The organism is Cyclonatronum proteinivorum, assembly GCF_003353065.1.
Taxonomy (GTDB): Bacteria; Bacteroidota; Rhodothermia; order Balneolales; family Cyclonatronaceae; genus Cyclonatronum; species Cyclonatronum proteinivorum.
This window is the reverse complement of sequence record NZ_CP027806.1, coordinates 2,583,072-2,607,230: the sequence shown is the minus strand read 5'-3', so window position 1 is coordinate 2,607,230 and position 24,159 is coordinate 2,583,072. Positions and strand designations below refer to the sequence as shown.

Here is a 24,159-nt window from a genome sequence, read left to right as displayed (position 1 = left end):
GCTTAAAAGCTTTATCAAATTGGGTAAGTTCTCGTGGCGGATTAGGTAATATTCTTTGACGCGGGGTGAGACTCACACCGAAGCACATCATTCTCTAAACTCAAGCCGCTGTTTTACTCCCCATGAATTGAAGAGTACGGTTTTATGCTGAACCGCAAAAGGGCAACAGTTTGAAAGGGAACAATGATGTTGAATCCTGAAAGCTGTCGAAGGTCTGCCGCTTTACAGCTTCTCCGATATATTCAGGTGTGTACGAATGGAACCTTCGAGTACGGTTACGGCCTGACCTGCAATTTGCAGCAGGTTTACTTCGCCGTCTTTTACCGCCATATTGACAGTGACGTGACCCGGCCGGTTCAGCAGATATCCCTGATATCCTTTAAAGGAAAAAAACTTTTTGCTGCGGTCAACCATGTTGTTGTGCCACAAAAATACCGCCATAGGTCCGTTTGCGGAACCGGTGACCGGATCTTCCTGAACGCCAAGGGTGGGCGCAAAAAACCGCATGTGCCAGTCGATGTCGTAATCCCCGGTATCCGTTGTGACGACCGCGAAACCGGTGATGTCGTGGCGTTCGTTGATTTTGCGCATGAGCATTAGGTTGGGCTCAATGGTTTTGAGGCTTTCGTAGGAAGCAAGGGGGATGAAGCAGTAGCCATCCTGCGTGATTTGCGGCTTAACTTTTTTGCTGAGCTCAATTTCCGAAATGCCGATAGCTGCGCACAGCAGGGAGTAGTCGTCCGGAAAGGGAAAGAATTTAGGAACAGGCAGCCCCATTTTGATGTACGGCTGCATGTCTTTCCACTCGACATCAACCGTGAGAATACCCGAGCGTGTCTCGACCCGGAAACTTTGGGGTTCATCTACACTTAGGCCGTACAGTCCTTCTTCGGCAAGTGCGTGAAAAGCGGCAATGGTAGCGTGTCCGCAAAGGTCAACTTCCCGCGAAGGTGTGAACCAGCGCAGGCGTAAATCACAGCTTTCACTTTCAGGTTTGAGAACAAAAGCTGTTTCAGAAACAGCCATTTCATTGGCAATCCGCTGCATGTCAGTTGCCGACAGCTGATCAGCGCGGGTTACAACGCCAGCCGGGTTTCCGGCAAAAGGTTTTCTGGTGAAGGCGTCAATTTGCTTAATGGGAATGCTACTCATAAGTCCAACCGTCGGGTAATAAAAGTGATATAATGAATTCTAATTCAGGAAAGCGCAGCATGAGAAACACCAGGCTGAAATGTAAAGGCTGCGTCCGCATTGGGACGCAGCCTTTTAATCTAAACGGAGGTCTTAGCTGCCGGGCTGTTTGTCAACAAGATTGACATTAAACACAAGGGTAGAATTTGCAGGAATCAGGTCGCCTCTTGCCTGATCACCATACCCGAGCTCAGCGGGAATGATAAGAACGCGTTTCTCACCAACCTGCATGCCCTGAAGACCTTCATCCCACCCGCGGATAACCATGCCTACACCAACCACAATACTGAGCGGCTGACCGCGCATGGCGGAAGAATCGAACAGGGTGCCATCGGTAAGAAAGCCGTCGTAATGAACAAAAACACGGTCGTTGGTTTCGACCTGACTGCCGCTTCCTTCTTCAATAATCACGTACTGCAGTCCGCTCTCGGTGGTTACCACATCGGCTTCGTCGTATTCCCAAACGGCTTCCGGCATGCGGAATACTTCAAGCAGTTCTACTTCGAAAGAAATGGTTGCATTGGGAGGAATAACGCCTCCTGCACCGGCTTCACCGTAAGCAAGGTCCGGCGGAATGGTAAGATTGCGCTTACCGCCCACACGCATACCTTCAAGACCGTTGTCCCAGCCCGGAATAACCTGACCGGCACCCAGCTGAAAGTTGAAGGGATCACGGCCTTCACTACTGTCGAATACAGAACCGTCTTCCAGGAAACCGGTGTAATGAACACTCAGGATATCATCGGCCTGAACGACTTCACCGTCGCCAATAACAACATCTTCTACCACAAGACCTTCGGGGAAATCAGGGGTTACTTCGGTTACGGGTTCTTCTGACTGACAGGCTGTGAGGACAGCCAATAAAAGAAGTACCGAAAAAACAGCGTTCAAACTGAAATAGCGCATAAATTTAATTTTGATGAAATAGGAAAACAATAAGCAAAAACAACGCTCAGCCCAAAACAGGCAGGTCATCTTAAGCCGCAAATGATTGCGAAAAAACAGGCTGCATTTGCTGGCAGAAGATAAGAAGATAAAGCAGGGCAAAAAAACAAAGCGCAGGCCAGACCGCATTATTCGAAAGCGGATTTATCTGCGATTATCTTTATCCTGATAGCGGCACAGTGGGGCGCAGTTGGATTTGGGTGCTATCCCACATTATTCACAATTGAAAAGAATTTATTGGCTAACTGTTAGTTTAAATTAAGCTTAGTGAAAAGCTACGGTTACTCAAATTTGGGTGCGATAAAAAGCTGCGAAATTTCCCCGCTGGCTACGTTGAAGCTGAAAACTCATGCTCAGGGTACTTAGGTACCCCTCCGCTGAGTTTTCAGCTTCGCATTGCCAGCAAGAAAATTTCTTGGTGAATAATGCGGGCTATCATTTCCGCTGCAAGAATCCTTTGTAGAATTGCGGGTTAATATTAGTGAAAGGGTATGGAATTTTAGTGAAATGGTAGTAGTTTCAGCCCACGTCCACCACATCGACCACATCACTCAACCCACCCTCTACTACAAACGATTTTTATTTATGAGTCTACCAGAACTACACTCCTTTGCTGCATCCGGCGACCTCAAAGGGATTTCGCGTATTTTGAGCGAGGGTGCGGATATCAATGAGCAGGCTAAGAATGGTTCATCACCGCTTATTTATGCGGCGCAGAACAACCACATGAATGCTGTTGAAGCCTTGATTAAGGCCGGTGCTGACCCGAATATTTCCAACAAAATGGGCGGGACAGCGCTCAACCGGGCCGCTGAAAACGGTAATACCGATATGATGAAGTTCCTTCTGGAAAACGGCGCTGTTGTCGGACCGCTTGCGCTCATCATAGCCGCGCGGGAAGGTCAGCTGGAAGCGGTGAAGCTCTTGCTAAAAGAAGGTGCCGACATTAATGCGCGTCAGTCATGGGGGCAGACTGCGATCATGCTTGCCGCGCGGGAAGGGCATTTTGCGGTTTGCACCTATCTTGTGCGTCAAGGTGCAAATGTCGGATTTAAAGACAAGGGCGGGAAAACAGCCTTACGTCTCGCCATAGACAACGACCATCCGGAGGTTGCGGCGTATCTCAGACGCGCCGGTGCTGTAGAAGAAAAAGAAAAGAAAAAGCCGGTCGCACCTGTTGTATCTGACGATGATGACGACGACGACGACGATGATCCGATTCAGGACGACATTGTAGTAAGCAGCGGAGACGACGAAATCTCCGAAGAATCACTCGATTAACGGCTTCGCCAAAGCAACCTAAACCCAGCGGAATTTTCTGAGCCCTGAATGAAGCGACTATTGCTTCTTTTGGGGCTTTTCTTTTTTGATGACCGGATTACTTTCAATCAGGCTGAGCTGCAAATTGAGCGCTTCAACGGAGATATAGATTTCCCGCATGGAAATGGCGAGGGAGTACAGCAGAAAAAGCAGTGCCGCCCCAAATACATAGATGCTGGGCAGTACGTAATTGGCAAACAGCAGAAACATGCAAAACACGCACAGAAACAGGCTCAGTACACCGTGGAGCTGCATGGACTTAATCAGATTAACCCTTTTGCGAAGATTGACGATTTGTCCGTAAATCACATCATCGGGGTTTTCGCGGTACTTTTGAGCCAGCCCTCGGATGAGCCCCGAAATCGTAAGGAAACGGTTGGTATAGGCCAGCAGGAGCAGTGAAATGGCCGGAAACAATAAAGCGGGCGTAGTGAGGTCAAGTGACATGGCTGTGATGGGTCAGTAAACAAGCTCCCAATAGTTGCGGGCAACATCCTGCGGATTGATATGGCCCTTTTCAAGCAGATAAGCCTCGATGAGCAGGCGTACAGAGGTATCAATCTTCTTTACGACCTCTGCATTGGCGATCATGTGAAAATCACCTCCGCCAACGGCCCTGTATGAGTTCAGGGCTATGGTGAAATGGTCGGAATCCTGCACCGGTCGTCCGTTGACCTCAAGATTGCGAATGCGGTCGCCTGCGGGCTGACGCACATCAATCTGGTAGCTCGCCCCGTACACGACATCGAAGTTAAAACCCGGCGTGACGCCGGAAGATACGGGTGCTTCGGAGCCATCTCCCTCATAGGTCGCAAAATAGCGTGCTGAAAATTCAAGGTACTCGCGCAGTTCAGCTCCGGAAATACGCAGTTTGAACAGCGTATTCTCAAAAGGATAGAGCCTTGCGAGATTTCCCCGCGTGATGACACCATCGGCAAAAGTAGCATCGGTATTGAAGATGGCGCTTCCTGATAAATCAGCACCGGTGGCCTTGCGCTGCACGTATTGAACAAGATCTGTGATGGGGCTGTCCTCCAGGCGTGCACGGGTGCTGGTCCAGACGGAATCGGTTCGTGCGATGGGTGCCTGCACGTGTGCCCGTACGCGTTCATGCTGCGACAGGTAACGTGCGTAGAGTTCCGGGTGAGGTTCGGCGGCTTCAACCGGCAAGGCGCGGTTCAGTCCGAAATTAACAATCGCGTTGCCTTCGCTGTCGCGGCTAAGGAGCAGTTCCGTGTATCCCAGATGAGAAGCCCAGCGACCCGGCTGGGTGACGGCGACACCCTGCGGGTTGGCTTCCGAAAAATAGGTGAGGTCGTCAATAACGCGGTGCGTGTGGGAAGCAATGATGGCATGTACGCCCGGTACGGTTTCAGCGATCGTTTGCCCAAAATGCTCTTCTCCAAGCTCATCAGATGTATAGCTGGTTGTACCTTCAAAGCCTGCGTGCATCACAATCACAATTACTTCAGCCCCTTTTTCCTGGAGTTTGGTTACATAGCGCGCTGCGGTTTTTGCACCGTCCTCAAACCGGATTCTTCCTTCCAGCCGGGGACGGTCCCATACTGCAGAGCCCGGGGTGGTAAGGCCGATGATTCCAATACTGAAGCCGTCTTTTTCTTGAAGCAGCCACGGCGTGTAGGCCGGCTCACCCGTTTCGTAATCCACAGCATTTGCAGCCATAAAGGGGACATCGGACTCAGAAATTCTGTAATGAAGATGGGGTAGCCCAAAGTTGAATTCATGATTTCCAACTACGATACCGTCGAAATTCATGGCCTGCGTAACACCTATGAAAGCGAAAGGCTGCGTGGTATCTGTGCGGGCAAAGTACTCGGCAAATGGGTTGCCCTGAAGCCAGTCGCCTGCATCAAAAACAAGGGTATGCGGTTGTTGACTGCGCACGGAATCAATGAGCGTCGCCGCCTTCAGTAGACTGTGTCTTTCGTCAGCTTCGTCTGCATAATAATTCCAGGGATAGATATGTCCGTGTACGTCGGCTGTGGAGAGCAGCACGAGTTTAGTTGGTTCATCTTTATGTGTACATGATGAAAGTGAAACCAAAAACAGGGTAAATAGACTAAGAAAAAGCCGCATAGGAATTAAATCAGGTAGGTGTTGAACGCAAAAAAAAAGCCACGTGCTGAGCAGTGGCTTGATTGAAAAGCTAAGATACCAATTGTAGCTTAATTACTCTTCGTTTTTCTTATCCTGGATATCAATGCGGATTTCCTGAGCAAGCTTCTTCAGATCCTGAAGTGTTTTGCGTGCACGGGTACCAGCTGTTTTATTCCCCTTGTCATAGAACTTATCCATGTCTTCTTCCAGTGAATCTACAAGGGCTTTGACTTCGTGAAAACGACTCATTATTAAACTCCGTTTATGCGTTAATTATGATGAAAGAAACATTGTTGAGTGCTTATGAATCTAAATATATGATTCACGTGAATCAAGCCTCACAGCCAAAAAAAGGGGGTTGCGTATTTTTTACAATAGTTTCTTATATCTGCATGAATTTAATTGGTTTATCCGTGTATCCGTTAAAGACCGCTATGGTTTTCCTGTATTTATGGCTTTTTGAAAGGCTTTTCCCGAGGCCATTTGGGAGGGCCTGATAAGTAAAAGCGGCAGCTGATGGTCTTTAAGCTCGTCAGGAAGCACATTCTCTGCAGCTTCATCTGTTTCACCGGTCATAATCAGGGACTCGGGCTTGTCATTGGCGTCAAAAGCGATGATGTGTTCAAAATGAAGCTGTGCATGAAGGGCTTTAGCAAGTTTGGCTAAAGGCAGCTGTATCGTTTTGCCTTCACCATCAGCAATCAGGTTGGAGATGAGCACATTCGTTTTGCTGCCCAAATCAAGCAGGTAAGAGCTGTTAAGGGTTAACTCCTGACCGGACTGCACGATGGTGTCGCGCTGATATCCGTTGATGGCAATGAGCGGAATGCCTTCATCTGCAAAAAGGGCTGTAAGCCGGTGATTCAGCTCCTTCACCGCCCTGATTCGCGCTGTTTCGGTTAGCACGCCTGTTTCTGTGATTCTTGTTGTATAAGCACTGTCGGCGTGAATCATCATAAAAGATTCAAGTTTTAAGCCTGCAAGGGAACGGGCAAAATGTTTCAGAAAAGCCCCCTGATCCAGGCGCGCGTAATCAAGTATGAATAGGTATTTCATGGAAAATGTGCGTATCGCAGTTACGGTTTGATGTCATTTACAAAGTGTTTCAATTGCTGTAGCTAAGCGCTGCCGCTATCAGGGCTTATCCGGAGTTGAACCCAGTTTGTCAGTTGCGAAATGATAGGGCATCAGATGATCGGAGGCGATGGTCAGCGTCTCCGTTGCATTTTGAAAAAGAATGACAGGCTTTGCAGGTATGTGTTCCATTAGCAGCTGCCGGCAGGCCCCGCAAGGACTTACATAATCTCCCTTGGGGGCAGCTATAAACATTTTTCCGAGCTCATGCTGACTAAATCCGGCTGCAATTGCCCGGCTCAGTGCGATCCGTTCTGCACACAAACCCAGTTCCCAGGCTGATGTTTCCATATTAACACCCGGCATGAAATATTCGCCCGCTTCAAGCATGGCAGCAACCGGGAAGGAGGAATTGGGGATGACCGCTTTCCCGCACAGCTCTATCAAATAGCTGTAGGTTATACTCTGACCTGTTTCGGATTTAGGGACAGCCAGGCTTTTGGACTCGAATGTAAAATCGGGATCAGTAATAACTTTCAGATCAAAAGCAGACTGCCAGAAGGAGAGCAGCTCGCCTGTATCAGCCTGGTCGGGGAGATAGAGCGTTTTCGGCGTTTCCTGATCCGCAAGACAGGAAAATACCGCTGCCTGAATGCGACCGATGGTGAGCGGAAAGGAGATGTTTTCAATCCGAACGCCCGGATAATATGCCCCGGTGTCCGAGGCTACAACACAAGCCTGCCGTTTCCCGGAATAGGGAGCATAGCTGAATTGGGTAAGTTTCTGGAAATCCATAGTTAGTCCGATGATTCTGTAATAGCTTCCATCACGGCATCCATTATCGCGGCCCTGAGCTGATTAATGGCGGCTGCAGTGCCCCGTTCCGGATACGTTCTGTTTGTAAGGATGATGACCGCCAGATCGTTTTCCGGATCAGCCCAAATACTCGTCCCGGTAAATCCGAGGTGACCAAACGTCTGATCACTGCTGAACTGTCCCGCTGTTGTGAAGCCGTTTATGCTTTTTAAGTCGAATCCAAGTGCGCGACCCATCCGGGAATCTTCACGCGTTCTGAAATTTCTGAACAGCTCCTGCGAAACAAACTCGCGTCCCCCATAGTGCCCTTCATTGAGCAGAAACTGTGCGTAGGCTGCAAGATTGTCGCTTGTGGAGAATAATCCGGCATGCCCAGCAATCCCTCCCATGTAATACGCACGTTCATCATGTACTTCTCCGCGGATCATTTTTTGGCGCCACTGCCTGTCAAATTCCGTAGGAGGTATCCGGCTCACCGTTCGGGCTCCACGGCGGGCAGGGTTAAATATCGTATCGGTCATACCCATCGGATAGAAAAATGAGGTATTGAGGAATCGGTCGAGAGACATACCTGCCACCTGTGCCACAATTTCACCCAGCAGGATGAACCCTAAGTCACTATAGATGATACCTTCCCCGGGTGGTTGCAGCAAGGGCTCGTTAATCACAGCACGAAGAATGCTTTCACGACTTTGAAACTGATCAACATAGGTGCGGTATGCCGGGAGTCCGGAGGTATGATTGAGCAGATGTTCAATGGTGATGTCGCCTTTCATGCCAGATGTGAAGCCGGGGAAATAAGACTGGACTTTATCATCAAGGCTCACTTTGCCCTCATCAATCAGCATCATCACTGCCGTAGTAGTGGCAACGGGCTTGGTAAGAGAAGCCAGGTCGAAAATATCGGTTCTTCGGACAGGCCGTCTTTTGCTGTAATGATGGTAACCAAAGGCTTCATGAAAAGCTAAAATACCATTTCTGACTACGGCCACAGTGCCGCCCGGAAAGACAGAATCCTGTATGGCCCGGTTCATAACCCGGTTGACCTCAAACAGTTTTTCTGTGGAAAGTCCGGCCGTTTCCGGCCTGTCCTGTCTTAGGATGGTTTTGGGGATGCTGATGCCCTCGCCCCGGCCGTACATGCCGGGAACCGAAATAGGGAGGCGGCCAGAGACTTCACTCGCTCCAAACAGGGCTGAGGCAGCTGCGGCAGAATGACTTCCCAAAGAAGTCCAGGCCTGCATGTGTACATCTGCCGAGGCTACTTCACGCACCACATAAGGGCTTGAAAAGGAGATAAGGACGGTCGGTTTGCTGAGCCGCTCGATCTGCCTCACAAACTGTTGCTGCTGCCGGTTGAAAGTAATCGAACGCCCGGTTGTAAGCGGCAGGAATGATCCGATAATTACAAGGTTGGCCTGCCTTGCCGATGCAATGGCTGCGTTGAGCTCCTGTTCCGAAGTGCGCTCATCATAAAGATGGAAGGAGATATCAGGGTGATAATTTTCAACTTCACTTCTGAAAGCTGCACCTACATTACCGGTTCTGCCGGCAGCAATGGCAATCACGGTGACCTTCGGAAAGCGATCCGGGCGGATGGGCAGGATGTTGCGGTTGTTACGCAGAACCGTGATAGATTCCCGCGCGATGCGATCTGCCGTGAGCTGATTGGATCGGGTGTTTACCATCCGCGGAATGCGGTTGATGTTGACCTCGGCGTTGCGCATAAGGCCGTGATCAATTTTTGCGGAAAGCACGCGCAAAACAGATTCTTCGATTCGGGCAACGGTTATTTCGCCCCGCTGCACGGCTTCTTCAACCTGATAAATGGCGGTGAGTTCATCCGGTGAAAGCAGCAGCATGTCAGCACCCGCGTTGAGCGCAAGTACTGCCGCTTCCCCCGGTGCGTAATGCGAGGCAATGCCCTGCATTTCAAGGCCATCCGTAACAATGAGACCGTCAAAGCCCAGCTCGTCTCGTAATAGTTCACCCATTAGGCCGGGTTCCAGCGTTGCCGGTCTTCGGCTGCCTTCGGTGATATTGGGAAAGGCAATGTGGGCCGACATCACGCTGCCAACGCCGGCATCAATAACGCGGCGAAAGGGGATGAGCTCAAGCTGATCGAGGCGTTCACGGGTATGACTAACAACGGGTAAACCGATGTGAGAATCAACATCCGTATCGCCGTGCCCCGGGAAGTGCTTGGCCGTAGCCACCAGTCCCTGACTTTGAACGCCTTTGATAAAAGCTTCGGCAAACATGCTTACGGTTTCCGGGTCTTCAGAAAAAGACCTCACATTGATTACGGGGTTATCGGGATTGTTGTTGACGTCCACAACGGGGGCATAAATCTGATGCACGCCAATCGCACGGGCTTCAAGCGCTGTAATTCGTCCCTTTTCAAACGCATTGCGCGGATTCCCGGTCGCGGCTATCCCCATCGCAGGCGTGAAACGTGTTGTGCCCGAAATGCGCATGGCTGCCCCAAACTCCATATCCTGACTGATCCAAAGCGGAACCCGGGAACGTCGCTGCAGCTTGTTATACAGCATCGCCTGATTGTAAATCTCACCCCGGAAGAAAATAATGCCCCCTATCTGATGCTCTTCGACCATTCGGCTCAGATGCAGAAAGGCGTCTGAATCCTGAGCAAGATATTCCCCCTGTGCTCTGATGACGACGAGTTGCGCTATTTTTTCACGTAAACTCATTTCGGACATGATATGGGCGGCCTGCTGCTGTATGTGCGTACGCACATCATCCCCGGAAAGAGGGTCAGTTTTTTGCGAAGATGAAGAAAACGAAGCTGCTGTAAGGACAGAGACTGAAACGATTAGAAGCAGAATGAAAAGAGATTGCCTGATGCTGAACATAAGCTGAGCGGAGAAGTGGAACCGGTTGATGATGAATCGTTTTAAAAGCTGATAATGGAGTTAGGTTAATGCTAATATGGCCTAAAGGCAAACAACGGGAACCTTAAAACCCTTTTCCATAGCCAGGAAGCGGGCCGTATCCTGATAGCTGTTTTTGATGGTAATAGAAGGATATTGCATTGAGACTTCAAGTTTAAGCCGTTCCTGAAACCACTCATTTTTAAACAGTCCGCCATGCAGAGCGACCTGCCGGAAAGTGTTTTTTGCTTTAAATGCGGCTTCAAACAGGCTCATCAGCGACTCAATGTGATATTCTGCAATTTTCCGGCAGCTTGTGTGTCCGGTACTTGCAAGCTGCAGACAAACCGGCGCCAGAGAGGCAGGGTTGAAATTAGAGCTGTACAGCAGTTTAAGCGCGTCGATTCTGGTGTTCAGAAACAGTCCTTCTTTCTCAAGAATCAGTTTTACTTCAGGACTTACCTGCTCTTTCTCCATACAACTCATCAGGCAGGTCATGAAATCGCGGCCAAGCTGTCGGCCGCTGCCATATTCATTAAGTGCCGGGCCAAAGCCCCCGGCAACCTTTAGCACGCCCTCTCTGCAATAAACAAGAACGGAACCTGTTCCGCAAATGACCACAGCACAGCCATCCGTCTCATCTCTAAAATTGCTGGCGAAACAAGCTGCTATATCAGACATCACCCGCACCCCTTCGAGAGCAAAAATATTCTGAAGCGCGGTTTGAAGCGCTTCGCTAACATCAGGTGCTGCGGCACCAGCTATTCCGGCAGTTATTCGCGCAGGTTGAGGGAGCTGATGCCGATCACTAAAATGAGCAATTATCTGGGCAATCAGCGCAGCGGTTTCATCTATTGGTTTGAGGCGGGCCTGTAATATTGGTCCGATGGTATCATAGGCCTTGTTTTTGTACCAGAAAACGAACCTGGAACCGCTGCCGCCACCGTCTATACCTACGGATAATCCTTCGTTATTGGTCATAAATGTTAAAGTTGTTGCTAATATCTAATGTCTAAATTCTAAAGTTCAATGGGATTTACCCGAAGCGTGGAATGCACATTGGTATTGGGTATAAGGCTAAACTGTTCAAAGTAAGGCCAGTAGTTCATACCTGTTGCAAACCAGCGGGAAAAGGGGTTTTCAGAATATCCGGGCGAAAGAAGCGATACATGGCGCGCTTGTTCGCCTGCTGCCCGCCTGCTTTGCAGCACACCTGAAGTGAAGGAGCGGGACTGTACGTTGCCTTCATGTATGTAAATCACAGCTGCATTTACCAGATCACGCTGACCCAAAATAGTTATATCGCTAATAGATTCAAGGGTTGAGCAGGCTCGGTTTCGAATAAATGCAGTGTGGGTTTGATTTCCGCACAAAGCTGCGTCACTAAAGGTGTTTCGGTTCACATTGCCCCAACGCCATTCGTACGGCTCCGGTCCGAATATGGCTTCAAGCTCGTTCAGCGCTTCCTGAACCCTGCGGGCAAAAAACTGATCGCTTACCGGAGATGCACTTCCCTGAGCAGCAAGATGGGCTTGGAGTAAAAAGACACCGATCTCCGGATCGACAAGATTGATTTCTCGCAGTACATCCACAACATCTTCATCAATGTAACTTGCCAGGGCATTTTCAGCTGTTTTGAGCAGGCTGAGCTCTGTGAGGGTTGCCGCTGTCAGGTACCGGTTGTACTGACCGTCCCAGTTCGAAAGGTATTCTGCAGCCATCGAGAGGGAAGCGACCGAGCGGTAGGCAGCAAAAATATCGCTGAGGTTTTGGGCGAATTGCAGTCTTCCTTCGTGGGTTACAAGCAGTTCAGGATTTTCAAACCCTAAGATTCTGCCTTCTTCAAAAAAAGACTGTCGTGAAAGACCTGCTTCGATTCCTTTTTTGAAGCCGTTTGTGCGAATATAAGGATCGTTTTGCACGATCTCTGTGGCATAGTTTTCAATAATATTCAGGTGATTGGCATAAATATCGAAAGGATGGTCTTTGCCAAATCGGTGAACATTCGGAAAAGCGGCGAGCAGCTGATCAGGTCGTGTATGTGGGCGGCTGAAAAGGTAAGCGCTCCGCTGATCGGGTAAAAGGCTGAAGGTTTCCTGACCAATTATGAGTCTGAACAAGCTGCTGCCACCTGTTGCTGTGTTCAGGGCAATACGCTCCATCACCATATTGTCGGGAACAGGTACAAGCATGTCTGTAAATCCCTTTGTATGCACAGGATGCCAGCTCACGTAGTCATCCGATCCTGCCCAAAGTACAGGAGTACCCGGAAGGGTGAAGCTATGAATTTTGGATGCTTCAGTTAATTTGCTTTGTATTTCAGTGTCGTACCAAAAGGAAGGCGTTTGGGGGCCTGACTGAAAAGTAAGCAGCACATCGGAACTACCATCTGCGCGGATTTCAGCAACAGACCGTACCGGTTCAATTTGTGCGGGTGCATTTAACAACTGCCTGAGCTGATGATCGGCAATCAGCAGTTCCCTAACCTGCTCAAGAAAAGAAGAATTAGGCTCAAACCGTTGAAATACCGCCGCAGCTTCCCGGCCAAAAAGCACCGGAATGAGACCCGGTGGGATGAGATTGGATACTTTCAGGTTGACCATTTCCTGCTGCCAGCCGTTTTCGAGCAACCAAAGCTGAATGATAAATGCAGCAGCAACATCTTTTACGGTCCAGCGGGTAGGAACTGATCCGTTAATGGTAAATTGCATCGGTATATTACGACCAGCTTCAACTATGAAAGCATTAATTCCCTGTGCATAACGGTCAAAAAACTGAATTTGCTCGTCTGAAAATCCTGCTAATCCATCATCCCCAACGGAACCGGAAGGGTGCAGGAGTACACGTGTGAGCAAGTCGGCACGCATAAAATTTTCCCCAAAATGCTGAGACAGCTTGCCGTTTACCGCCATGTGCATTTTCTCAAGCTGCCACAACCGATCCCTTGCATGGACATAACCTAATGCCGTTTCAAGGTCCTCAGTGTTTTCTAAAATGATACGAACCATTCCATTTTCTAATCGATCTAACTGAACTGGTTCGTTAAGGGCGCTTAAAGTAACACTGCCACTATCGAATACACTGCTACTGAACAACACGCTGCGTAAAGTGAACAGTATAGTTGCGGTTAAGCAAATAAGAAATAAAAGAAGCAGCGCAGGTGACTTAAAGGTCATGTAATTCTAAAAAAATCAATTTGTTTGGCTGTTGTTAGAGGGGTAGAATATAGAAATATGAACTCAGAATAATGTTTGAAGGGGGCGATGGGAAAACAGGGTAAGTTCAACACTCATTGGAAGGGTTTAATTTACACAATTTTGTAACAGATTAATCAAAGTAAGCGGGGAACTGTTTTTTTAAAAATCTTTGTCTGCTGATGCACTTATAAGCTATGGAGCGCTTATTTTCGAATTAATTAATCCGGATCAGCCTCCGGTTCAAAACAAGAGTTGGTTGTGCGATGCACGGCCCTTAAGATATTGAATAAGACAACGCAGATTTGACAAAAATTAGAGAAACAAGTGCACAGACGCTGCTCCGGGTAGCAAATCAGACAGGCACCCCCTGTTACGTGTATAATGAGACGACTATTCTGAGGCAAAGCAGGCTCGTGCTTGAAGCTTTCAAACATCATCCGGTGAAATGGCTCTATGCCATCAAGGCCAACGACAATCCGCACATTTTGAAACTGATTCAGCGGGCAGGGATTGGATTTGACACCGTTAGTTTTGAAGAAGTGCTTCTGTGCCAGCACTTTACTGATGATCCCCGACAAATTTTCTATACCGAAAACAGCATGAGCGATGCCGAGATGGATGCAGCTATCCGGCTCGGTGTAACGCTGAATATTGGCTCACTCAAGCGATTGGAACGCTTTTGCGATCATCCTGAAGCCCATGAATGCTGTGTGAGGATCAACCCTGCCATTGGCGACGGACATCACGCGCGGGTCAATACCGGCGATTCGGAGAGCAAGTTCGGCATTCGTATCGGTCAAATTGAAGAAGCCGTTGCGGTAGCGCAAAAAAGCGGCAAGCGTATTATCGGCCTGCATGCCCATATTGGCAGCGGTATCAAAGAGCCTGAAAACCTGATTGCAGCCATGAAAGTGCTGCTCGAGCTTTCGCGGGAATTTCCGGATTTACAGTTTATTAATTTCGGGGGAGGGATGCCGACGCCCTACCGGAGCTCTGAAAAACCGTTCGATATGGCCCGTTTTGCAGAACTTGCCATTAAGCTGTTTGATACCGACCTGAAAAACAGGCCCGATGGATTTCACTACCTGTTTGAGCCGGGCAGGTGGTTTGTGGCTGAAGCGGGCTTCCTGCTCACCAAAGTGCAGACCATCAAAGATCAGCTCGAGACCCGCTATCTGGGCACCGATACGGGCATGCATCACCTGATGCGCCCTATTATTTATGATGCCTGGCACGATGTGGTCAATCTCAGCAAATTCGGTGAAGCTGCCGATCAGCTCTACACCATTTCCGGCAACATCTGCGAAAGCGGCGATATTCTGGCCTTCGACCGGTTGCTGCCCGAGGCAGAAATGGACGACATCCTTGCGTTTTGCGATGCCGGGGCGTACGGCATGACAATGGCCTCACAGTACAACCGCCGCGCACTACCTGCTGAAGTATTGCTGAAAAGCGACGGAAGCTATCAGGTCATCCGTCCTGCCCAAACCGCTGAGGAGACCGTAGCTGAATTTCTGGCAAAATGCGGGTTTGAGACGGAAACCCATCATCAGAAAAAATAAATGCAAAGCCCTCCGAAGAACCGGAGGCGATTCGACATCTGTTATATCATCCATAATCATCCAAAACATTCAAAAAATGAGCATTCAAAAAATTGCCGTCATTGGCGGCGGAACCATGGGGAATGGCATTGCGCACGTAGCCGCGATGGCTGGCTTTTCGGTCACGCTGGTTGATATCAGCGATGCAGCCCTTGAGCGGGCGCTGGGCACCATCACCAAAAATCTCACCCGAATGGTGAGCAAGGAAAAAATCACAGAGGCCGACAAAGAGGCGACCCTCGGTCGGCTAACGACCTCAACAAGTCTTGAAGCGATTGCGCCGGAAGCCGATCTGATCATTGAGGCGGTGAATGAAAACTTTGAGCTGAAAAAGAAAATTTTTCAGACCCTTGATGCGGCTGCGCGTCCGGAGACGATTCTGGCTTCGAATACATCATCCATTTCGATCACCAAACTTGCGGGCGTGACCAAGCGCCCTGACAAAGTTATCGGGATGCACTTCTTCAACCCTGTTCCGGTGATGAAGCTGGTCGAGATCGTGCGCGGACTGGAGACGAGCGACGAAGTGTATGCGGCCATCGAGCAGCTTTCGCGGGATTTCAAAAAGGTGCCCGTGCCGGTCAATGACTCGCCCGGGTTCGTATCCAACCGGGTGCTGATGCCGATGATTAATGAGGCGATTTTCTGCGTGTATGAAGGCGTCGGCACGCCGGAGCATGTCGATGAAGTGATGAAGCTGGGCATGGCACATCCGATGGGCCCGCTGAGACTCGCTGATTTCATCGGATTGGATGTGTGTCTCGACATCCTGAATGTACTCTACGAAGGTTTCCGCGACCCGAAATACCGTCCGTGTCCGCTTCTTGTGAAGATGGTTGACGCCGGTAAACTCGGGGACAAATCCGGTTCCGGTTTCTACGATTACGCCAAATAACGGCTTTCATTCATCCTGACAAAACCGCCGCTTTCAACCCGGAAGCGGCGGTTTTGGTTTGGAAACCCATCATCCTACAAAAAACTCACCCATCAAAAAAAAACAGTGCAAATGATTGATTTACGTAGCGATACCGTCACCCGTCCAACACCGGAAATGCTTCAGGCGATGATCAGCGTGCCGGTAGGTGACGACGTTTTCGGCGAAGACCCAACCGTGAACGCTTTCGAGGAAAAAGTCGCGGCCTTGTTTGGTCAGGAGGCCGGACTGTTTGTGCCAAGCGGGGTGATGAGCAATCAGATTTGTCTGTACGAACTCACACGACCCGGTGATGAGGTGATTTTGGATGACAAGGCGCATATTTTCAACTATGAGGCTTCCTCCGCGGCATGGCTGTCGTCGGTTCAGCTTAACCCGCTGAAGGGCAAAAACGGCTTGCTTGATACGGATGCAGTTGAGGCGGCCATCCGCACGAAAAATGACTGGGACCCGCACACCCGCGTGATTGCGGTCGAAAACACGACGAACAAGGGCGGGGGGGCGGTGTATCCGCTTGAGACGCTCAAACAGCTGCGGGACATTGCTGACAAGCACGGGGTGTACTTTCACCTTGACGGCGCCCGTATCTGGAATGCGCTGGCGGAGGGTGATTATTCCCCGAAAGAAATCGGGTCGCTTTTTGATACCATCTCGGTCTGCTTCAGCAAGGGACTGGGGGCGCCGGTAGGCTCGATGATCCTTTCCACAAAGGCGCGGATCCGGTCGGCCCGCCGTACCCGGAAAATGCTCGGTGGCGGCATGCGTCAGATTGGCCTGCTCGCTGCTGCGGCCGATTATGCGCTGGAAAATCACTTCGGGCTTCTCAAAACCGACAATGCCCGCGCCCGCGAACTGGCCCGGATTATTCATCAAAAAGGGCGCTTTCAGGTTGATCCGACGCAGGTTTTTACCAACATCCTGCTCTTTGATACGCCGGGTCCTGCGGAAGAAACGCTGTCTGAGCTGAAGGCACAGGGCATTCTGATGTCCGCCTTTGGGCCGAAAACCATTCGGGCGGTGTTTCATTTTCAGATAAGCAGCGAAGACTACCGGAATGTGTGTGCTTTTTTTGAATGAAAGCGTATTTTAACGCAGTAAGAACTACTTAGAAATGGTGCATACTGATATCCTGACGGCGCAGACCTAACCTACTCTAAATTTACCATTCAATTGTTAACCCGGAACATCCTACATAAAAGCCCGTTTGGGTTTCTCGAGTGTCGCCCGATTCGTGATGCGGATAATCATGTTCTGGATTTTGAAATCATCAGCCATAACCCGAAGCTTGCAGAACTGCTGGCCAATATCCGTGTTGAGCTTAGTGAAAACAGGATTGGTGCTTTGTTCCCGGGATTTAACAAACAGGAGAGAGAGTGGGCGCAAATCGTTGGTTTCGTTGAAAGCGGTGAAAGCTGTCTGGAAATCGAAACGTATTTTGTTAGTCTCGATGATTGGGTAAGGCTCTTCTTGTTTAAGAATGAAACGGAAGAGGATACCTACGGGGTGATGGTTTTTGATACGGCTTATGAGAAAAACCGCCTTGAAGAGATTGAATCTCTGTTTGAAGCAAGCTTGGATATGCTCTGTATTTTCGATGAAAAAATGCAGATGGTGTACCTCAACAATCAGTGGGAGCAATTCACGGGATATAAAAGGTCTGAACTGTTTTACGACCCCTTCCGGCAACTGATACATCCGGAGGACAAGCGGGATACCCTTCGGCAAATGACCGGGCTAACTAAGGTCAATACGCTCATTATTCGAAACCGGATTTTGACCAAAGCAGGGGAAGTCCGCCATTTCGAATGGAAAGCTACGCACCAAAACAACCGGATATATTGTGCAGTCCGTGATGTAACTTCAGAGGTAAGAAAAGGGGAAGAGATCGAGCTGCTGTACAAGCAGTTGCGCAGTATTCTTGACGCCATGCCAAACTATATTTTTGCGAAAGATCAGCGGGGTCGGTATTTAATGGCCAATTCGCAATTCGCAAACTGGTATGGCTGCACACCTGAGGAGATCGTAGGCAAGACAGATGTAGATTTAGGGGTTGAACCAAAGCTGAGCCGTAAATTCGAGGCTTATGATATTCAGGTAATCAAATCAGGGAAGCGGGAAATATTGCCGGAGATGTATGAGATGAACCGTGAAACCGGTGAAGCTGGCTGGTTTCAGACGGTGAAAATTCCGTATCAGCACCCCGGCCTGAAAGAAACGGGCATACTGGGTATTTCAACCAATGTGACCAATCTTAAGCAGGCAGAGATCGGGCTTAAAGAAAAAACCATTCAATACGATCTTGCCCTTAAAGGTACTAAAGACGGCGTCTGGGACTGGGAGTTGAACTCAGGCCGCATGTTTTTCTCAGACAGGTGGATGGAGCAGCTTGGGTATCAGGCCGGAGGCTTGCCGTCTACTATCGATACATTTGTTGATCATCTCCATTCTGAGGACCGTGATCAGGTTGTTGAATACCTGCAGGCTTTTGTGAGCGGAGAAAAATCTGTATTTGACTTCGACTTTAGAATGTACCACAAAGATGGTAGCATTCGGTGGATTAACGGCAGAGCTGCTGCAATAAGGGATAAATCAGGTCGGGCTGTGCGCATAGCCGGCTCTAATGCAGACATTACAGGTCGTAAGAAATCCGAAAGAGATCTTCTTTTTCTCAAGCAAATTCTGGAAGAAACCAGCCATCTCGTTCGGGTTGGCAGCTGGCAGTACGTTGCCCCGACGGACAAGCTTGTATGGACAGATGTTTGCTATCTGATTCACGATCTTGAACCGAGGCAAAACACAGACTTCTCCCTATCAGACGCAGGTAGTTTCATCCATCCGGACTTTCGTCAGTTCTATCAACAGGCATTTGATAAACTGCTTCATGAAGGCAGACCCTTTGATATTGAGGTAAAAATCATAACAGCCAAAGGGCGCAGTATTTGGGTCAGAATGATTGCACGTGCTGAAATGCAGCAGGGAAAAATCGTAAGGCTTATTGGCTCTATTCAGGATATAGATGAGCGGAAGCGAAACAGGGATGAACTACACAAAACCCGAACACAGCTGTCCGGGATTCTGGCTGATATGTCTGACGTGGTATACAGCTTCGATTTGATGAAACGAAGCCTGATTTTTATTACGCCATCGGTAGAACATCTATACGGTATACCTCAGGAAGAATGGATGAAAGACGCGGCCGTATGGCAAAAGTTTACGAAGACGGAAGATCGAGAACACCGAAAAAGGATTGAACGCGCCATCTTAAACGGAGAAGATGTCGCGCTGGAATACTGTATCAGAGATGCGAGTGGTACTGAAAAATGGATTCGGAACCGCACCAGAGTCGTTTATGACGAGGCCGGAAATAAGAAGCGTCTGGACGGCTTGATGATTGACATCACCAAACAAAAGCGGGCCGAGCTGGAAGTTGCCGAATACTCAAGCATGCTTAAAACGCTGATTGATATTGTGCAGATCTTCATTAGTGTTGAGCGCAAACAGGTTGAAGGAGCCATCGGTCGTGCGCTTAAATCAATTGCAGAGCTTGTTCAGGCAGATCATATTTACATCTTTGAGTTTGACGGCACCCATACCAGCATGTCCATGCGCTATGAATGGTGCAAGCCGGGCGTTAGTACGACTGTTGAGCTCGATAAAGCTTATGATATCTCGAATGTGCCTGAAATAGCTGATAAAATTACAAACAAGCAAAGTGTTGATATTTTTGATGTGGCACGGATGGAAGAAGGCAGCTATAAAAAGCTGCTGCAGTTTGACGGGGTAAAGAGTATTTTCTGCACGCCTATGATAGATGAAGGGAAGGTCATCGGGTTTGCAGGCTTTGAAAGCATTGGAAGCCGGAGACGATTTTCCGCCAACGCAAAAGAGCTGCTTCAGGTTTTTGCGGGTATTCTGGTTAACCTGAAACAGCGCCTGCTGATGGAAGGCGTACTTGATGACGCCCGAACCAAGGCCGAGGAAGCATCGAAAGCAAAATCCATGTTCCTGGCAAATATGAGTCACGAGATACGCACACCGCTCAACGGTGTAATCGGATTTTCTGAGCTACTTACTTCGACCGAGCTGAATGCACAGCAAGAGCAGTATCTCGATTACGTACTCAAGTCGGCTAAATCCCTGACAAGTATCATTAATGATATTCTCGATTTCTCCAAGATTGAAGCCGGCAAACTGGAGATCGAATATACCGAAACCAACATCCGGCAGCTGATTGAAGAAACCGCGGATATTGTGAGCCATCAGGCTGCGGCCAAGCAACTTGAAATTATCCTTGATATAGATACGCACATCTCAGAAATCATACTGACAGACCCGATCCGTCTGAAGCAGGTGCTCCTGAATCTGATGAATAACGCTGTGAAGTTCACCGATCAGGGCACGGTTACCATGCGCCTGAAAGAGCAGTCTCTAAGCCCTGAGCGCAGCAGATTTTATTTTGAAGTGCGAGATACCGGTATTGGCATTCATCCCGAAAGGCAGCACGTATTATTTAAGGCGTTTTCACAGGCTGATGCTTCAGATACGCGCAAATATGGAGGAACGGGACTCGGGCTTGCAATTTCGTCGTCCATTATTAATAAAATGGGCTCTAAAATTAACCTGCGCAGCAAACCCGGGAAGGGTAGCGTGTTTAGTTTTTCTCTTGTGAGTCAGGTCGTTCCGCAGCTTAATGGCGAAGGGCTAACCAAATTGAAGCAGGATCAGCTGGCCGAAAACAAAGTCAGAAGTCTGCCACCGATTCTCATGCTGGAGCCTGTTCCATCTCTGTTGGAGCAACACCGGAAAATGATTAAGTCACTTGGAGCATCGGCTCTTGGTTTCGACCGTATTGAAGCCTTCATGGAAGCCTGCAAAGAAAATCCGATGTATCCCCTGTTAATTTCACTCGTGCCCGGAGATAAATATTTTCAGCAAACGCTTGGGGATTTTCTTAAGGCTGAAGCCCGTGACCGTAAGGTCATCTTCTTGTATAATACATTACATGAATCTGTGCTGCGCAGCTTTTTCGATACACTTAAAGGGCTGAACTATTCAAGTCTGTATAAGCCGGTAAAGCTAAAACAGATGAGAGATCTGCTGGCCGATATCCCAAAGCCTTTGCAAGTGCCCAAATCAGTCCAAAACAAAGCCGGAGCCAGTGTTCCGCAAACTGATAAACCCGGCATGAACAAGCAGCGCGCTGATAAACTTAAGGTGCTGATTGCTGAAGATGTACCTATGAATCTTTCCCTTATTAAAATTGTACTTGCTAAGTTGTTGGGGGATATACATATTCTTGAAGCCGTGAATGGGGAGCTGGCTGTAAGTCTTTCCGCTGAGCACAAGCCGGATTTTATCATTATGGATGTGCACATGCCGGTTATGAGCGGTATAGACGCAACAAAAAACATCCGGATGATGGGTGGGTATTTAGCTGAAGTTCCCATTTTCGCACTTACTGCCGGCGTAGCAACGGATGAAAGGCAGCGCTGTATGGAGAGCGGGATGACGGCCTTTCTTTCAAAACCGCTTAAGTCTGATCTGCTAAAAGATGTGCTGGTTCAGTATCATTTTTTGCCTGAACCTTGAAAGCCGCCCCTGCAGAAGCAGTAAAAGGTTTGTGTTGGGGATAAATATCTCTATTATTGCAGTACAAATAACGACTCTAAATTAATGAATATGCAAGCCACTTATTTTCCCAATTGGTCTGAATCTCAGAAAGCTGCCGAACTTATTAACTCAGATCAAACAAGCAAATGTGCCCTGATATTGATATCAGACGCCCATCGTAATGAGAAAGATCAGTTTCAGGCTTTTTTTGATGTAATCGAAAAGCCCTTTTTTGGAGGTTTTTTCCCGGGTCTCATCGCGGATGCATCGCGCAGGGAACAGGGGTTCATCGTCATTCCAATAGATCAGGACGTTTACACCAGTGTTGTGCCGTTTGGTATCACTGAATCGGAATATGATGAGATGATTGACAAAATGTCCGAAAGGGCAGGTACGGAGATTCAGTCTGTGTTTTATTTTGTTGATGCGATGGGAAGCGGGAAACCGGATAGCATAGCTTACTTATATAACTACTTTGGAATTGGGGTGAACTATATTGGCGGGGGAGCAGGATCTCTCAGCTTCGAATCGTTTCCCTGTCTGTTTAATCAGGATGGGATGTACAGCAATGCAGCACTGTTAGGCCTGACAAGTCTGCCGCTTTCCATAGGTGTTGAGCACGGGTGGAAGCCCATTTCGGAACCCATGAAAGTAACCAAAGCCACGGGCAACATGCTTGAGGAGCTGGAGTGGAAACCGGCATTTGAAGTTTACCGGGAACTTGTTGAGCAGCATTCCGGAGAGAAATTCACCGATGATAATTTTTTCGATATCGCAAAATCCTATCCGTTCGGCATGGTCAAAATTGACTCCGAAATGGTAATCAGAGATCCCATTCAGATTGCCGGAAAGCATATTCACGTTGTTGATGAAGTGCCCGAAGGCGAGTACGTAAGTCTGATGCACGGAAATATGGACTCACTGCTGGAGGGCGCTCGCGCAGCCCGCGACAAGTCGGTGGAGGAATCGGCCGGAAAAGATCAGGGCCGTAAACCGTTCAGATTCAGCATTGACTGCATTTCGCGCTCTTTGTTTATGGGGGATGAGTTTGATAAAGAGCTGCAGATTATTGCCGGTGATGATACAGTCTTTGGCGCGCTCACCATAGGCGAAATAGCAAACAGCGGTGAGCTATTCCTGGAGATTTACAACAAGACCGCAGTCGTCTGCAACTGGTAAAGCCGGCGTAATCCTTTATAAAAAAAGCCCGGAACGGCTTCCGAATGGGAGCAGAACCGGGCTTTTTTTGCTGAGAGCCAAAAGCTTATTGTAGCAAATCAGGTCGTTGCAAGCGCACTTCCGTATGCGTGTCTGTAAATCTGTTCGGCATCCGCTGCGGAAACCGGCCTGGGGTTATTGTTCATAAGCCGCTTTATTCCGGCAGCAGACTGCGCCATACCCGGCAGTGCGACACCGGGAATTTTTAATTTATGGAGACCCTCCGGCACGCCAATTTCCCTTGACAGGTTCTTTACAAACCGGATAAGTACTTCGGCTCCGGAGCTGTTGTCCTGCCCGTTGGTAATACCTGCGACCCGTGCAAGTTCGTGGTATTTTGCTGCACAGGCGGGTTTGTTGAAGGCCATCACATAGGGGAGAAGCAGGCTGTTGGCGAGCCCGTGCGGAACGTCGTACAAACCACCGAGCGGATAAGCAAGTGCATGCACGGCCGCAACACCAGCATTGGTGAAAGCGATACCAGCATAAAAACTACCCAACAGCATCAGATGTCTTGATTCTTCCTGCATACCGCTGTGCACCGCATCCCGCAGATTGCCGATGATAAGCCGAACCGCTTCCCTGGCAAAACTGTCCGAAAACGCATGTGCACGGGTAGAGGTAAAGGCTTCGATGGCGTGTGTCAGGGCATCCATCCCACTGTAAGCTGTTACATGCGCGGGCAACCGAAGCGACAGATGGGCGTCAAGCAGCGCAATTTCCGGAATCAGTTCCCGGGCAACGACAGCTTTTTTTATGCCATCGTTGTCATCTGTGAGCACCGATATAGGCGTTACTTCGCTACCGGTGCCGGCAGTAGTCGGTATCGCTATTACCGGTACGCCTTTGGTTTTAACGGCATCCGGAAACAGGTAACTCACCGCATCACCGCCCTGGCGAATCATCACGGCGAGTAATTTGGCAACATCCATCGGGCTGCCTCCGCCAAGTGCAATCACAACATCAGGGTTAAAATCCTGCACACGGGCGAAGAGCGCATCAACAAGTGATGTTGAGGGTTCTGACTGTATGCCGGATTCGATCAGCAGCTCAAAGTGGCTTCCTTTAAGCGCTTTGACCGTCACGTCCAGTATGCCCGACTGTACAATGCCGGTATCAGTGACGATTAATACGCGCTGCGCATTGAATCTTTTGATGAGTTTTGAAAGTTCGCTGAGGGCGCCGGGACGGGCATAGACTTCCGGTATTTGGTACGTCTGAATGGGTCGCATAAGAGTAAGGAA

The 24,159-nt window shown here is 49.1% G+C and carries 17 protein-coding genes; 6 read left to right on the top strand and 11 right to left on the bottom strand.

What is annotated here, in order from left to right; translation table 11 throughout:
- Positions 1-222 precede the first annotated feature (222 nt).
- Together CYPRO_RS09990 and CYPRO_RS09985 are read right to left on the bottom strand one after the other, a co-directional pair.
- On the bottom strand, positions 223-1,152 hold the full coding sequence (locus CYPRO_RS09990) for a PhzF family phenazine biosynthesis protein (protein ID WP_114984480.1): 930 nt from the start codon (positions 1,150-1,152) through the stop codon (positions 223-225).
- Between the two features lie 132 nt (positions 1,153-1,284).
- On the bottom strand, positions 1,285-2,097 hold the full coding sequence (locus CYPRO_RS09985) for an FKBP-type peptidyl-prolyl cis-trans isomerase (RefSeq protein WP_205730330.1): 813 nt from the start codon (positions 2,095-2,097) through the stop codon (positions 1,285-1,287).
- A 624-nt stretch (positions 2,098-2,721) separates the two neighbouring features.
- On the opposite strand from CYPRO_RS09985, the gene CYPRO_RS09980 reads away from it, so the two are divergent.
- Positions 2,722-3,417 carry an ankyrin repeat domain-containing protein gene (locus CYPRO_RS09980; protein ID WP_114984479.1) on the top strand — a complete coding sequence of 232 codons (696 nt, stop codon included), beginning with the start codon at positions 2,722-2,724 and terminating at the stop codon, positions 3,415-3,417.
- Positions 3,418-3,474: 57 nt separating this feature from the next.
- Here CYPRO_RS09980 and CYPRO_RS09975 read toward each other — a convergent pair whose 3' ends face one another.
- The 8 genes from CYPRO_RS09975 to CYPRO_RS09940 all read right to left on the bottom strand — a co-directional run bounded on the left by CYPRO_RS09975 (position 3,475) and on the right by CYPRO_RS09940 (position 13,531).
- Positions 3,475-3,903, bottom strand: coding sequence for a DUF2721 domain-containing protein (locus CYPRO_RS09975; RefSeq protein ID WP_114984478.1), 429 nt, complete (start codon positions 3,901-3,903; stop codon positions 3,475-3,477).
- Positions 3,904-3,915: 12 nt separating this feature from the next.
- Complete coding sequence (locus CYPRO_RS09970; RefSeq protein ID WP_114984477.1) at positions 3,916-5,553, bottom strand: bifunctional metallophosphatase/5'-nucleotidase; 1,638 nt, start codon at positions 5,551-5,553, stop codon at positions 3,916-3,918.
- Positions 5,554-5,646: 93 nt separating this feature from the next.
- Positions 5,647-5,823: a histone H1 gene (locus CYPRO_RS09965; protein WP_114984476.1), complete on the bottom strand. Its 177-nt coding sequence runs from the start codon at positions 5,821-5,823 to the stop codon at positions 5,647-5,649.
- Positions 5,824-6,006: 183 nt separating this feature from the next.
- Positions 6,007-6,630: a hypothetical protein gene (locus CYPRO_RS09960; protein WP_114984475.1), complete on the bottom strand. Its 624-nt coding sequence runs from the start codon at positions 6,628-6,630 to the stop codon at positions 6,007-6,009.
- A gap of 78 nt (positions 6,631-6,708) precedes the next feature.
- Positions 6,709-7,443 carry a cytidine deaminase family protein gene (locus CYPRO_RS09955; RefSeq protein WP_114984474.1) on the bottom strand — a complete coding sequence of 245 codons (735 nt, stop codon included), beginning with the start codon at positions 7,441-7,443 and terminating at the stop codon, positions 6,709-6,711.
- Between the two features lie 2 nt (positions 7,444-7,445).
- The gene (locus tag CYPRO_RS09950; protein ID WP_240644727.1) at positions 7,446-10,175 is read right to left on the bottom strand and encodes a glycoside hydrolase family 3 N-terminal domain-containing protein; all 2,730 of its coding nucleotides are present in this window, start codon (positions 10,173-10,175) and stop codon (positions 7,446-7,448) included.
- A gap of 243 nt (positions 10,176-10,418) precedes the next feature.
- The gene (locus tag CYPRO_RS09945; RefSeq protein WP_114984472.1) at positions 10,419-11,336 is read right to left on the bottom strand and encodes a BadF/BadG/BcrA/BcrD ATPase family protein; all 918 of its coding nucleotides are present in this window, start codon (positions 11,334-11,336) and stop codon (positions 10,419-10,421) included.
- A gap of 38 nt (positions 11,337-11,374) precedes the next feature.
- The gene (locus CYPRO_RS09940; RefSeq protein ID WP_114984471.1) at positions 11,375-13,531 is read right to left on the bottom strand and encodes a penicillin acylase family protein; all 2,157 of its coding nucleotides are present in this window, start codon (positions 13,529-13,531) and stop codon (positions 11,375-11,377) included.
- A 323-nt stretch (positions 13,532-13,854) separates the two neighbouring features.
- Between CYPRO_RS09940 and lysA the strand changes: the two genes are divergently transcribed.
- From lysA to CYPRO_RS09915, 5 genes are all read left to right on the top strand, one after another.
- On the top strand, positions 13,855-15,114 hold the full coding sequence (lysA, locus tag CYPRO_RS09935) for a diaminopimelate decarboxylase (protein WP_114984470.1): 1,260 nt from the start codon (positions 13,855-13,857) through the stop codon (positions 15,112-15,114).
- A gap of 76 nt (positions 15,115-15,190) precedes the next feature.
- Entirely contained in the window at positions 15,191-16,048 is an 858-nt protein-coding gene (locus tag CYPRO_RS09930; RefSeq protein WP_114984469.1) for a 3-hydroxybutyryl-CoA dehydrogenase, read from the top strand.
- Positions 16,049-16,159: 111 nt separating this feature from the next.
- Positions 16,160-17,164, top strand: a complete 1,005-nt coding sequence (locus CYPRO_RS09925; protein WP_114984468.1) for a threonine aldolase family protein — start codon at positions 16,160-16,162, stop codon at positions 17,162-17,164.
- A 93-nt stretch (positions 17,165-17,257) separates the two neighbouring features.
- The gene (locus CYPRO_RS09920) at positions 17,258-21,676 is read left to right on the top strand and encodes a PAS domain-containing protein (RefSeq protein WP_114984467.1); all 4,419 of its coding nucleotides are present in this window, start codon (positions 17,258-17,260) and stop codon (positions 21,674-21,676) included.
- Between the two features lie 84 nt (positions 21,677-21,760).
- The gene (locus tag CYPRO_RS09915; RefSeq protein WP_114984466.1) at positions 21,761-22,876 is read left to right on the top strand and encodes an FIST signal transduction protein; all 1,116 of its coding nucleotides are present in this window, start codon (positions 21,761-21,763) and stop codon (positions 22,874-22,876) included.
- 98 nt (positions 22,877-22,974) lie between these two features.
- Here CYPRO_RS09915 and CYPRO_RS09910 read toward each other — a convergent pair whose 3' ends face one another.
- On the bottom strand, positions 22,975-24,147 hold the full coding sequence (locus CYPRO_RS09910; protein ID WP_114984465.1) for an iron-containing alcohol dehydrogenase family protein: 1,173 nt from the start codon (positions 24,145-24,147) through the stop codon (positions 22,975-22,977).
- Positions 24,148-24,159 lie beyond the last annotated feature (12 nt).